This is a genomic window from Polynucleobacter hallstattensis (assembly GCF_018881835.1).
GTDB classification, from domain to species: domain Bacteria; phylum Pseudomonadota; class Gammaproteobacteria; order Burkholderiales; family Burkholderiaceae; genus Polynucleobacter; species Polynucleobacter hallstattensis.
On sequence record NZ_JACVPO010000002.1, the window covers coordinates 142677 to 155836 of the forward strand.

At 46.0% G+C, this 13160-nt stretch carries 10 protein-coding genes and 1 tRNA gene; 9 read left to right on the plus strand and 2 right to left on the minus strand.

Going from position 1 to position 13160, the window contains the following annotated elements:
* Positions 1-58: 58 nt before the first annotated feature.
* The 5 genes from phaC to ICN26_RS07200 all read left to right on the plus strand — a co-directional run bounded on the left by phaC (position 59) and on the right by ICN26_RS07200 (position 5755).
* The gene (phaC, locus tag ICN26_RS07180; RefSeq protein ID WP_216267803.1) at positions 59-1693 is read left to right on the plus strand and encodes a class I poly(R)-hydroxyalkanoic acid synthase; all 1635 of its coding nucleotides are present in this window, start codon (positions 59-61) and stop codon (positions 1691-1693) included.
* Positions 1694-1714: 21 nt separating this feature from the next.
* Complete coding sequence (locus tag ICN26_RS07185) at positions 1715-2455, plus strand: 3-ketoacyl-ACP reductase (protein ID WP_216267804.1); 741 nt, start codon at positions 1715-1717, stop codon at positions 2453-2455.
* 115 nt (positions 2456-2570) lie between these two features.
* Positions 2571-3131, plus strand: coding sequence for a polyhydroxyalkanoate synthesis repressor PhaR (phaR, locus tag ICN26_RS07190; protein ID WP_216267805.1), 561 nt, complete (start codon positions 2571-2573; stop codon positions 3129-3131).
* Positions 3132-3133: 2 nt separating this feature from the next.
* Entirely contained in the window at positions 3134-4492 is a 1359-nt protein-coding gene (gene rimO, locus ICN26_RS07195) for a 30S ribosomal protein S12 methylthiotransferase RimO (RefSeq protein WP_216267806.1), read from the plus strand.
* Between the two features lie 78 nt (positions 4493-4570).
* The gene (locus ICN26_RS07200; protein WP_216267807.1) at positions 4571-5755 is read left to right on the plus strand and encodes an acetyl-CoA C-acyltransferase family protein; all 1185 of its coding nucleotides are present in this window, start codon (positions 4571-4573) and stop codon (positions 5753-5755) included.
* 39 nt (positions 5756-5794) lie between these two features.
* Here ICN26_RS07200 and serB read toward each other — a convergent pair whose 3' ends face one another.
* Positions 5795-6685, minus strand: coding sequence for a phosphoserine phosphatase SerB (gene serB / locus ICN26_RS07205; RefSeq protein ID WP_216267808.1), 891 nt, complete (start codon positions 6683-6685; stop codon positions 5795-5797).
* Between the two features lie 20 nt (positions 6686-6705).
* Positions 6706-10260 (minus strand): transcription-repair coupling factor, encoded by a 3555-nt coding sequence (mfd, locus tag ICN26_RS07210; protein WP_216267809.1) that lies wholly within the window; start codon positions 10258-10260, stop codon positions 6706-6708.
* A 23-nt stretch (positions 10261-10283) separates the two neighbouring features.
* Here mfd and ispD point away from each other — a divergent pair, with 23 nt between their 5' ends.
* The 4 genes from ispD to tig all read left to right on the plus strand — a co-directional run bounded on the left by ispD (position 10284) and on the right by tig (position 13134).
* A complete protein-coding gene (gene ispD / locus ICN26_RS07215) occupies positions 10284-11057 on the plus strand; it encodes a 2-C-methyl-D-erythritol 4-phosphate cytidylyltransferase (protein ID WP_216267810.1) in 774 nt (257 codons plus the stop codon).
* Between the two features lie 10 nt (positions 11058-11067).
* The gene (gene ispF / locus ICN26_RS07220; protein WP_216267811.1) at positions 11068-11571 is read left to right on the plus strand and encodes a 2-C-methyl-D-erythritol 2,4-cyclodiphosphate synthase; all 504 of its coding nucleotides are present in this window, start codon (positions 11068-11070) and stop codon (positions 11569-11571) included.
* 81 nt (positions 11572-11652) lie between these two features.
* Positions 11653-11739: transfer RNA gene (locus ICN26_RS07225), tRNA-Leu, on the plus strand.
* A gap of 57 nt (positions 11740-11796) precedes the next feature.
* The gene (gene tig / locus ICN26_RS07230) at positions 11797-13134 is read left to right on the plus strand and encodes a trigger factor (RefSeq protein WP_216267812.1); all 1338 of its coding nucleotides are present in this window, start codon (positions 11797-11799) and stop codon (positions 13132-13134) included.
* The last annotated feature ends 26 nt before the right edge of the window (positions 13135-13160 follow it).

A 13160-nucleotide genomic window follows, 5' to 3' on the forward strand; every position in this document is an offset into this window, starting at 1 on the left:
GTATAACCCTTCCAGCCTGATAGATGGAGAATGGTCACAATAACTTTACGAGATCATTATGTTTGCAGGCATGAATACTGGTGTAGCGCCATCATTGGCCCCTCACCATATGGCGTTAATTCCTCCAGAACGTTTAGCTGAAATCCAACAAGAATATTTCACTGAGTTCTCCCATCTTGCAACTAATCCTGAGGCCGTCGAAGTAAAAGATCGCCGCTTCTCCGGTAAAGCTTGGCATTCCTCATGGAGCAAAATGATTGCAGCAACCTATTTGCTGAACTCAAAGCATTTGCTTGCGCTTGCTAAAGCAGTTGATGCCGATGAAAAAACCAAGACCAAGATTTTATTCACTACAGAGCAAATGATTGATGCCTTATCACCATCAAACTTTATTGCTACCAATCCTGAGGTTCTTGAAAACATTATTAGTTCACAAGGCCAGTCTATTCAAAACGGAATTGTGAATTTGCTTGGCGACCTAAAAAAGGGGAAAGTTTCTCAGACGGATGAAAGTGCTTTTGAAGTCGGCAAGAATATTGCGACGACTTCAGGTCAAGTAGTATTTCGTAATGATCTCTTTGAATTAATTCAGTACACACCGCTAACCGAAACAGTGTACGAGCGACCATACTTAATGGTGCCGCCTTGTATTAACAAGTACTACATCTTAGATTTGCAACCAGACAACTCGGTCGTACGTTACATGATTGAACAAGGCCACACCGTCTTTTTGGTTTCCTGGAAAAATCCGGATGCTTCGATGTCTAAAGTTACTTGGGATGACTACGTAGGTGATGGCGTCATTAAGGCGATTGAGGTGGTCAAAGATATTGGTGACACAGATCAAATTAACGTTCTTGGTTTTTGTGTCGGCGGAACTTTAACTTCTACTGCCTTGGCAGTATTGGAGGCACGTAAAAAGAATTACGTTGCCAGCTTAACTTTGCTCACGACCTTATTGGACTTTAGCGATTCCGGCATCTTGGATGTGTTCATTGATGAAGGCATGGTGAAGTTACGTGAGAGCACTATTGGTGGCGAAGGCGGTCAATTCGGCATGATGTCAGGCTTAGATTTGGGGAATACCTTTTCGTTCCTTCGCCCGAACGACCTGGTTTGGAATTATGTTGTGGAGAACTATTTAAAAGGCAATTCACCTCCGCCGTTTGATTTGCTCTATTGGAATGGCGACTCAACCAATCTGCCTGGCCCAATGTATTGCTGGTATTTGCGTCATACCTATTTGCAGAATGAATTAATCAAACCTGGCAAGCTCACAGTTTGCGGTGAAAAAGTTGACCTAGGCAAGATTACTGTTCCAGCCTATATCTATGCATCGCATGATGATCACATCGTGCCCTGGAAATCTGCCTATGAATCTACTCATCTATTGAATGGCAAAAATCGATTTGTCTTGGGCGCCTCTGGACACATTGCCGGAGTCATTAATCCACCGGCAAAAAATAAGCGCCATTATTTCGAAAACAATAAATTAGCCAAGACTGCAGATGAGTGGTTGGCTGCAGCAAAAGATGTTAAGGGTAGTTGGTGGCCTAACTACGCTAAATGGTTAGAAGAGTTTGGTGGCAAGAAAGTAAAAGCTAGCAAGACGTTTGGTAATACACGCTACAAAAAACTAGAAGCAGCGCCTGGTAAGTACGTGAAAGAAAAAGTATCCGCAGCTGCTCAATAATATTTTCATAAGGGGAAATACATGTCTCAAAAGATTGCATACGTAACTGGTGGTATGGGTGGCATTGGCACTGCTATTTGTCAGCGTCTTGCCAAAGATGGCTTTAAGGTCATCGCTGGTTGCGGCCCGAATTCCCCGCGCAAAGATCGCTGGATTGGCGAACAAAAAGTTTTGGGTTATGACTTTATTGCTTCTGAAGGCAATGTTTCCGACTGGGATAGTACGGTTGCTGCATTCGACAAGGTCAAAGCCGAAGTAGGGCGGGTCGATGTTTTGGTCAATAACGCTGGGATTACTAAAGATAGCGTTTTCCGCAAAATGACCCCGGATCAGTGGAAGGCAGTAATTGATACCAATCTCAATTCTTTATTCAACGTTACCAAACAAGTGGTGGATGGCATGGCTGATAACGGCTGGGGTCGCATTATTAATATCTCTTCTGTTAATGGTCAAAAGGGTCAGTTTGGTCAATCTAACTATTCGACAGCAAAAGCCGGTTTACATGGATTCACGATGGCTTTGTCGCAAGAGTTAGCCTCTAAAGGTGTAACCGTGAATACGGTTTCACCTGGCTATATCGGTACCGATATGGTCAAAGCTATTCGGGAAGATGTTCTTGAAAAGATTGTTGCTGGTGTTCCAGTGAAGCGCTTGGGCACTCCTGAGGAGATCGCTTCGATCTGCTGCTGGATTGCTTCTGCTGACGGTGGCTACGCTACCGGCGCTGACTTCTCCCTAAATGGCGGTCTGCATACGGGCTAAATCTCATAAAAATAGAGTTTTAGTAGTCTCTTCATCGGCATATTTACCTTTAGCTCAAACTAGAGATAAACTATGCCGATGTTGCATTGCAGTACAAGAGTTAGGAAAAAACTACATGGCCACACGTTCTAAAAAAGCCGGCGATAGCCGCTTAATCAAGAAGTATCCCAATCGTCGTTTATACGATACCCAAACCAGCGCCTATGTCACGCTGGCTGATATTAAAAATTTAGTGATGGCCGGAGATGCTTTTAGCGTTGTAGATGCAAAAACTGAAGATGATTTAACTCGCAATATCTTGCTGCAGATTATTCTGGAAGAAGAGGCTGGTGGAGCCCCAGTTTTTTCAACTCAAATGCTTTCTCAAATCATTCGCTTCTACGGAAACTCCATGCAAGGTTTGATGGGCAGTTATCTTGAAAAGACCATGCAATCTTTTGTTGATATTCATAATAAGTTAGGCGATCAAACTGAGGGCTTAGGCGCAGGCAGCACACCTGAGGCTTGGGCTAAACTGATGAATCTGCAAAACCCTATGATGCAAGGTCTGATGGGTAGCTATATGGAACAAAGTAAAGATTTGTTCGTGAAGATGCAAGAGCAGATGCAAAATTCTCCGAACATGTTTAGTAGCTTCCCGTTTTCTGGGCAAACCAATAAGACTGAAAAAGAATAATTGTGGCAGGTAAAGTTGGTTTTGTTTCCTTAGGTTGCCCTAAGGCACTAGTTGATTCCGAACTCATCCTCACGCAACTCAGCGCTGAAGGTTATGAGACCGCAAAAGATTATTCTGGCGCTGATCTGGTGGTAGTAAATACCTGTGGCTTTATTGATTCCGCGGTAGAGGAGAGTCTGGCAGCGATTGGTGAAGCCTTATCTGAGAATGGCAGGGTAATTGTGACGGGTTGCTTAGGTGCCCGCAAGAATGCAGACGGTAGCGATCTCATTCAGAGCATCCACCCCAAGGTCCTTGCTGTGACTGGGCCACATGCCACCCAAGAGGTGATGCAAGCCATTCATTTACATCTCCCAAAGCCGCATGATCCTTTTACAGATTTGCTGCCACCAATTGGCGTCAAGCTCACACCAAAACATTATGCGTACTTAAAGATATCCGAGGGTTGCAATCATCGCTGCACTTTCTGCATTATCCCAAGCATGCGTGGCGATCTAGTTTCACGTCCGATTGGTGAAGTCTTGCTTGAGGCAAAAAAACTATTTGAGTCAGGTGTCAAAGAGTTACTAGTTGTCTCGCAAGATACAAGTGCCTATGGCGTTGATATTCAATATCGCACTGGTTTTTGGGATGGCAAGCCCGTTAAGACGCGAATGTTTGATTTAGTAAATGCCTTAAACCAAATTGCGAGAGAACATCAAGCTTGGGTGCGTCTACATTATGTCTATCCATACCCGCATGTCGATGATGTCCTGCCTTTAATGGCTGAGTTTGCTGATCACGGTTTTGGCGTACTTCCTTATCTAGATATTCCGTTGCAACACTCGCATCCAGATGTTCTGAAAAGGATGAAACGTCCAGCTAGTGGTGAAAAGAATTTAGAGCGCATTCAGGCATGGCGAGCTGCTTGTCCTGATTTGGTCATTCGCAGTACCTTTATCGCGGGTTTTCCTGGTGAAACTGAGGAAGAGTTTTTGCATCTATTGAATTTCCTTGATGAGGCTCAAATTGATCGTGCGGGTTGTTTTGCCTATTCGCCGGTTGATGGAGCGACTGCCAATGCCCTAGACTATCCAGTTGCGAATGAATTGCGCGAAGAGCGTCGTGCTCGCTTTATGGCTAAAGCTGAGGAAATCTCCATCAAGCGACTTGCTAAAAAAATAGGCAAGCGCATTCAGGTCATCATTGATCGGGTGGATGAATCAGGTGCAGTGGGCCGAACTATTGGTGATGCCCCTGAAATCGACGGCTTGGTGAGGGTATTGCCTCCAAGTAAGCCATCCAAACGCTATCGCGCAGGTGAAATCATCAAGGTAACGGTGATTGGCTCCCAAGGGCATGACCTAATAGCCGAAACTTGACTATTAGAATAAAACTAGTGATTTGGCCCTTAACGGGTCAGTTATTTTGCTTAATTAGGTATCGTAAAGGGGAATGTTATGAGTCGTGATGTCGTCGTTTTAAGTGCTGTACGTTCTGCAATTGGCGCCTTTAATGGTTCGCTCAGCAGCCTTGAGCCAAGTGAGCTTGGCGGCATTGTGATGAAGGAGGCCGTTGCGCGCTCTGGGGTGGATCCAGCATTAATTAATTACATCACTGTAGGCAACACGATTCCTACTGACAACCGTTACGCTTATGTTGCTCGCGTAGCCTCTATCCAAGCCGGTCTCCCAATGGAATCTGTGGCGATGGCCTTGAATCGTTTGTGCAGCTCTGGCTTACAAGCGATTGTGACCACAGCCCAAGCCATTATGTTGGGTGACTGTGATTACGGTGTTGGTGGTGGCGTTGAAGTGATGTCACGTGGCATGTATGGCTCACCAGCATTGCGAAGTGGTGCGCGCATGGGTGATACCAAAATGATCGATTTGATGGTATCTGTTTTGACTGATCCATTTGGCGTCGGTCATATGGGCGTTACAGCTGAAAACCTGGTTGAAAAGTGGAAGCTCACCCGTGAAGAGCAAGATGCTCTCGCAGTAGAGTCCCATCGCCGTGCAGCACATGCCATTAAAGAAGGTCGCTTCAAATCTCAAATCGTTCCAATCACCATCAAAACTCGCAAGGGCGATGTGGTGTTTGATACGGATGAACATTGCAAGCCAGATACCACGATGGAAACTTTAGGGAAGATGAAAGCAGTCTTCAAGAAAGAGGGTGGTAGCGTTACTGCGGGTAATGCATCAGGCATTAATGATGGCGCAGCATTCTTTGTCTTGGCGGAAGCGGAAGCCGCGAAGAAGGCTGGTCACAAGCCAATCGCTCGTTTAGTTTCTTACGCTATTGCTGGCGTACCGAATCACATTATGGGCGAGGGTCCAATCCCTGCAACCAAGATTGCTTTAGAGCGTGCCGGACTGAAATTGGATCAAATTGATGTGATTGAATCTAACGAAGCATTTGCTGCGCAGGCATTGGCAGTGACTAAAGGTTTGGGCTTAGATCCAGCCAAGACCAACGTGAATGGTGGAGCGATTGCATTGGGTCACCCAATTGGTTGCTCTGGTGCTGCGATTGCCACTAAAGCCATCCATGAATTACATCGGGTTCAAGGTAAATATGCTTTGGTCACCATGTGTATTGGTGGTGGACAAGGTATCGCAACTATTTTTGAGCGCCTTTAAGTAAGAAACAGCTACTGAATAAGTCTAATTCCAAGGGATTTAGGCAATCAGCAGTAAGGCAGCATCCAAGCCGACTCGGTCGAAAGCCGCGTCGGCTTTTTCTTTAACAATCGGTTTTGCTCTATAGGCAATACTGATGCCTGAGCCATGCATCATTGGTAGATCATTAGATCCATCGCCCATGGTGATGGAGTTCTCTTTATGGCAGTTCATTAGGGTGCATGCTTGTTCTAAATAGGCATTCTTGGCAGCGCCATCAACGATATCGCCGATGACCTTGCCTGTTAGTTTGCCATCAATAATTTCTAAGGTATTGGCTTGAGTTTGCTTGAAACCTAACTCTTGCTGAAGCTTTGCAGTGAAGAAGGTAAAGCCACCGGAAACGAGAAGCGTATGCAACCCTCTAGTATTTGCTCCAGCAAGTAATTCAGCGGCGCCAGGGTTAGTGCGTAAACGTTCTTTGTATACCGAATCAAGTACATCAGCAGAAACACCGGCTAAAAGAGCAACGCGTCTACGTAAACTATCTTTAAAGTCTTTAATCTCACCACGCATGGTGGCTTCAGTGATTTCTGAAACAGCTAATTTCTTGCCAGTAAAGTCTGCAATCTCATCAATACACTCAATATTGATCAGGGTAGAGTCCATATCCATGGCCAGGACTTTCACTTCATCTGGCTTAAATCCCGATGAAATAAAGGCTAAATCGGTGTCGTGTGCTGCAGCAGTGTCGCGCATGGCAACCCTGGCTTCAGGCATTAAGGCTTGTGAGCAAGTCCAACGGGCAGTGAAGTATTTCGAGTGAGAGTACTCTTTGCCATCCATGGTAATTGCAATACCTAAGACCTTTGCATGCTCAATGAGTGCAGTGTTTAATTCTGCAGGGATTGAAGTGGTAGCAAGGGCAACAAGCGTGAGGTGATTAGACATGAGTTGTAAGCAATCAATGATTAATTAGCTTGAGTGGTATTGAGCATGGCAGATGCATTTAGGCTTCTTAGAATCTTCCGAATTTGGTCGAGGCGTTGCTCTAGTTTCTCAAAATCCTTCTCTTTTTGGGGGAGAATTTTTAATTTATCTTGACCATTCAGTTGTATATATTTTGATGATTGAATCAGTTGAATAATCTTCATCGGGTCAATTGGTGGATTGGGGATGAACTGAATCTGAATGGATAGTGGGCTGGCGTCAATCTTTTTAATACCAAAGCCAACCATCTCCAGACGTAAGCGATGGGTTTCATAAAGGGATTTGGCCTGGTCAGGTAAGTCACCATAGCGATCTACTAGTTCCTCGCGTAATCCCATCAGCTCAGAGAAGTCGTTTGTGCCGGCAAAGCGCTTGTACATCGATAGTCGCTCGTGGACATCCGGGCAGTAATCATTTGGAAAGAGAGCTGGCACACCTAGATTAACATCGGTTGTCGCTTGAAGTGGTGATAGGAGATCCGGTTCTTTACCGCTACGCAGAGATTTCACCGCACGATTGAGCATTTCGGTATAGAGCTGAAATCCAATTTCATGAATCTCACCAGACTGCTTATCTCCTAGGACTTCACCGGCACCACGAATTTCTAAATCGTGCATTGCTAAATAAAAGCCAGAGCCAAGTTCTTCCATCGCTTGAATCGCATTTAAACGTAATTGCGCTTGCTTACTGAGAGCCTCAGGATCTGGCACTAGTAGATAGGCATAAGCCTGATGATGCGATCGCCCAACACGTCCACGTAATTGATGCAACTGCGCCAAGCCAAACTTATCAGCACGATGCATGATGATGGTGTTAGCAGTCGGAACGTCAATACCAGTTTCAATAATGGTGGTGCATAACAAGATATTGGTACGCTGGGTCACAAAATCACGCATTACTGACTCCAACTCACGTTCGTGCATTTGACCGTGTGCTACGCTGATGCGCGCCTCTGGAATCAGTTCTTGTAATGCATGCTTACGATTTTGAATCGTTTCCACTTCGTTATGCAGGAAGTAGACCTGTCCACCGCGCTTAATTTCTCGAAGAACTGCTTCACGGATAACGCCGTCACCTTCTCGTCGAACAAAGGTTTTGATGGCTAAGCGCTTCTGTGGCGCAGTTGCGATGACTGAAAACTCCCGCAAACCTTCCATAGCCATGCCAAGAGTTCGTGGGATAGGGGTAGCAGTTAAGGTCAAGATATCGACTTCAGCACGTAATGCCTTAAGGGCATCTTTTTGACGTACACCAAAACGATGCTCCTCATCCACAATCACTAAACCTAAATTAGCGAACTGTGTTTCTTTAGATAGCAACTTATGAGTGCCAATGATGATGTCAGCCTCACCTTTACTAATCGCTTCTAGCGCAGTATTAATTTCTTTGGTGGTTCTGAAACGGGAGAGCTCAACGATGCGCACTGGCCAATCGGCAAAGCGATCTTTCCAGGTTGCGACATGTTGTTCAGCAAGTAAGGTGGTTGGCGCTAAGATGGCTACTTGCTTGCCACCCATGACAGCAACAAAGCTAGCTCGTAGGGCAACCTCTGTTTTACCAAAGCCCACATCACCGCATACCAGTCTATCCATAGGCGTACCACTGGTCATATCCCCAATGACTGCAGCAATGGCATTAGCCTGATCAGGTGTTTCTTCAAAGCCAAAGCTCTCTGCAAACGCAGCGTAATCATGAGCTGAGAATTCAAAAGCATGACCCTTACGAATAGCTCTAGCGGCATACAGATTTAAAAGTTCGGCTGCGGTATCACGTATTTGTTGAGCGGCCTTACGTCTTGCCTTATCCCACTGACCCGAGCCTAGCTGATGCAATGGTGCTGAATCAGGATCAGAGCCTGCATAACGGGTCACCATTTGCAGTTGTTGTACTGGTACGTATAGAGTGGCATCTTTGGCGTATACCAAGTGCAAGAACTCTTCAAAGATAGGCTCTTCTTTAGGCGGCGCTAAATTTAGAAGCACCAAACCTTGATAACGACCGATCCCATGATCAGAGTGCACAACCGGATCACCGATTTTGAGCTCAGATAAATCTTTAAAGAGCATGTCTGGATCAGCACTCTCACTCTCCTTACCCTTGCGTCTTTGACGAGCAGTGGCTGTAAACAGCTCTGCCTCCGTTACGATAATCAAGTTTTCAGCGGGCCAAGTGAAACCATTAAACAGTTGTGCTGTTACCAGACCAAATAAAGCATCACCCTTAATAAAGTCAGAGACGCCTTCAAAACTTTCTGGCTTAAGTAGATAAAGTGGTTTGCCATGCTGACTTGCTACTGAATTACTCTCTTCAAAGAGTTGACGAATGGATTCTTTACGGCCATTGCTATCGCTGCAAATGAGTACACGTGCTTTTTCTTGAGAAACTACAGTGCGCAGTCGATTGATGGGGTCGCTGTCTCGTCGATGAACAGATAGATCAGGAACGGCTAAAAATTGTGGGGTCTCTTTACTTTCTTTATCAGCTTCTTTATTTAATGCCAAGCGCGCGTATGGCTTAGCTGCTGTAAAAAATTGATCTACATCTAGAAATAATTCAGCCGGCGGAAGAATCGGTCGATCAAGATCATGTTTTAAGAATTCATATCGAGAAAGTGTATCTTTCCAAAAACCCTTTATAGATTCCTCAATATCGCCGATGCTCACAGCCCAAACGGGATTGCCTGAACGGGGAAAGTAATCAAAGACTGTCGATGACTCTTCAAAGAAGAGGGGTAGATAAGACTCAATGCCTGCACTAGGAATTCCTAGATTGGCATCTTTATAAATTGAGCATCGCGTTGGATCACCTTCAAATACTTCGCGCCAGCGCCCCCGAAATGCCGTGCGTGAAGCGTCATCAAATGGAAATTCATGACCTGGTAACAGGCGAACTTCTTTTACTGGATAGAGACTGCGTTGAGTATCAGGATCAAAAGCTCTAATCTGCTCAATTTCATCGCCAAAAAGATCGAGGCGATAAGGCAAGCTAGAGCCCATTGGAAATAAATCAATCAGGCCACCACGAATGCTGTATTCACCCGGGCGCATGACTGAACTTACGGGATCGTAACCTGCCTGCTGAAGCTGCAGTCTCAGCGCGACTTCGTTGAGCTTGTCACCCTGCCTAAAGAAGAAGGTGTGGCCAGATAGAAAGTTCGGTGGCCCCAGTCTTTGTAGTGCTGTTGTAATTGGGACTAGAACGATATCGCAACTGCCGTTGAGCAATTCATAAAGAGTCGCCAAGCGTTCTGAAACTAAATCCTGGTGTGGCGAGAAATGGTCATAAGGCAAGATTTCCCAGTCAGGCAGCAGGCGTGTTTTGAGTTGTGGTGCAAAAGCCGGGATTTCTTCCAAAAGGCGCTGCGCCTCCTGTGCTTGAGCGCAGAAAATGACCATGACCGAGAACTCTGAGCGATAGCGAAGAGCAGATTGGGCGATGAGCGCTGCATCTGACGAGCCAACTAAGCCTGAAAAGGTAAAGCGCTGCCCAGCCCGCGGTGCAGGTATGGGGGGTGCTAGTTTTAATGCATCAGACATCTGCGCTCATTATAGAATCAGGTATGCCCGCTGGAAATCAATCTTCACTGTCTTTGCCTCAATGCCATGCCCTGTTGCCTACCGCAGGCACTGGATCTCGGCTTGGTGGAGTTTTACCAAAGCAGTTTCAGGAGCTGGCTGGAAAGCCGATGCTAGCCTACGCTCTAGACGCTTTTATTAATACTCCGGAGATATCCTCCATTTGGGTGGGTGTAAGCCCTGGTTTTATAGATAACCCCATCCTAGGTACGCTTTCCAGTAAAGCTCCAGCGATCCGGTTCACTCCAAGTGGTGGACCAACGCGCCAAGAAACTGTTCGCAATACCCTAGCGGAGATGCTTAAAGCAGGCATTCCTGAGAGCGACTGGGTCCTGGTGCACGATGCTGCTAGACCAGGAATCACGCCTCAACTCATTCAAAAACTCATTCTTGCTGTAAGTCAAAAAGGTGAGGGTGGCTTATTGGCAATGCCGCTAGCAGATACCCTCAAGATGGCGGACGCTAACTCCGCGATTGCTGGTAATCCCAGCCGAGCTATAAAGACAATATCAAGAGATCATTTATGGCAGGCCCAAACACCTCAGATGTTTAGATTAAAGCAGCTACACGATGCTATTGAAGGGGGGATTCGCTTGGAGGCGGATATTACAGATGAGGCCAGCGCCATGGAACTTGCAGGCACAGATCCTCTATTAATTGAAGGTGCGACTAGTAACTTCAAAGTAACCCACCCAGCAGATTGGGATTTGATGCAAACCATCTTGCAAACCACTGGTAACTCATTGCCAAGAAAATAGCCACAAGCCAATGACCTCAATCACACCTCACATCCCTCAATTTCGAATCGGCCAAGGATACGACGTCCATGCCTTAGTCGAGGGCCGTAAGCTCATCCTCGGTGGGGTACATGTCCCTAGCGAAAAGGGCTTACTGGGACATTCGGATGCAGATGCCTTGTTGCACGCTTTAACGGATGCCTTACTTGGTGCTGCAGGATTGAATGACATTGGCCAGCTATTTCCGGATACAGATCCGCAGTTTAAGGATATGGATAGCCGCATTTTGCTCAGGGCAGCCTTGCAAAAGATCCAGGCAGCTGGATTTCATGTGGGAAATGTGGATGCAACGATTATTTGCCAAAAACCTAAATTAGCCACTTTCTTGCCGGAAATGATCCGTAATATCGCAGCAGATTTGCTGGTTACACCCAGCCATGTCAATCTCAAAGCGAAAACCAATGAATCCCTTGGGCACCTTGGAAGAGGCGAGGGCATTGCAGTCCATGCCGTAGCTTTGCTCTACAAGGTCTAAATATCCTCCAAAACCGCTAAGCATTGTAGAATTGTGGTCTTTAGAGTGAAGCTTCAGCTCGGTAGTGTTTGCGGAATTCGCGCGAGGATGGCGAAATTGGTAGACGCACCAGGTTTAGGTCCTGACGCCAGCAATGGTGTGGGGGTTCGAGTCCCCCTCCTCGCACCACAAGATAGCTACTTGGCTTGGGCTTCACATAATCCGATTTTCAATTAAGAGATGAGAATGGCTGTGCAGATAGAAAATTTAGGTCAGTTAGACCGCAAAGTGACCTTAGAGTTCGCTCGTGCCGATTTGGCTAAGGCAAGAGAAGACCGTTTGGCTAAATTGGGTAAAACCATGAAAGCCCCAGGCTTCCGTCCAGGAAAAGTGCCTAAGACCATGGTTGAAAAGCAATACGGCATGCAAGTCGATTTCGAACTCCAGTTCGATAAAGCCTCTGAACTGTTCTATGAGTTAGCTCAAAAAGAAAAAATTCAACTAGCTGGTCAGCCACGCCTCGATCCTAAATCTGAATTAGACGCAGACAAAATCGTATTTGATGCTTACTTTGAGGTCTTGCCAGAAGTGAAGATTGGCGATTTCAGCACAGCAGAAGTCACTAAGTACGCAACGGATATCTCCGATGCAGAGATTGATCGTGCACTTGATGTTTTACGCAAGCAACAAGTACATTACCACCCACGTGGCGATGCCGGTGATCATGGTGATGGCGGTGTAAATACAGCTGCGCAAGCTGGCGACCAAGTGGTTATTGACTTCGTTGGCAAGATCGATGGCGTCGAATTTGCAGGCGGCAAAGCAGAAAACTTTGAATACGTACTCGGCGAAGGCCGCATGTTGCCAGAATTTGAAGCTGCTACTTTAGGTCTCAAAGCAGGTGATAGCAAGACTTTCCCATTAAGCTTCCCAGCGGATTACCACGGTAAAGATGTTGCTGGTAAAACTGCTGATTTCACGATCACCGTCAAGTCAGTGAATTGGGCGCATATGCCAGTAATTGATGATGCGTTTGCATTGTCCTTAGGTGTTACCGAGGGTGGCGTTGCGAAGATGCGTGCAGAAGTCAAAGAAAATTTAGACCGCGAAACCAAGCGTCGTATTACTTCTTTGTTAAAAGGCGAAGTGATGGAGAAGCTCAACAGCATTTGCGAACTAGATGTACCCAAGTCCATGGTTGCTCAAGAGCAAGAGCGTTTAGCGGAATCTGCACGTCAAGACTTGATACAACGTGGCATTCCAAATGCGAAAGATGCGCCAATTCCGGTCGAGATGTTTGCTGAGCAAGCCGTGAAGCGTGTTCGCCTTGGTCTCATTTTGAGTGACTTGGTCAAGCAGCAAAATTTAGCTGCTACTGCAGATCAAATTAAAGCGGAGATTGATGAGCAAGCTGCTACCTACGAGGATCCGAAAGAAGTTGTTCGTTGGTTCTACAGCAATCCCAACCGCCTTAAAGATGTCGAGAATTTGGTTCTTGAAGATAACGTCATGAAGTTTTTCACTTCGCAGGCTAAAGTGATTGACAAAGTAGTTACTTTCGAAGAACTCAGCAAGCTTAACTAAGTCATTAATTAATAAAGGTCTGATCA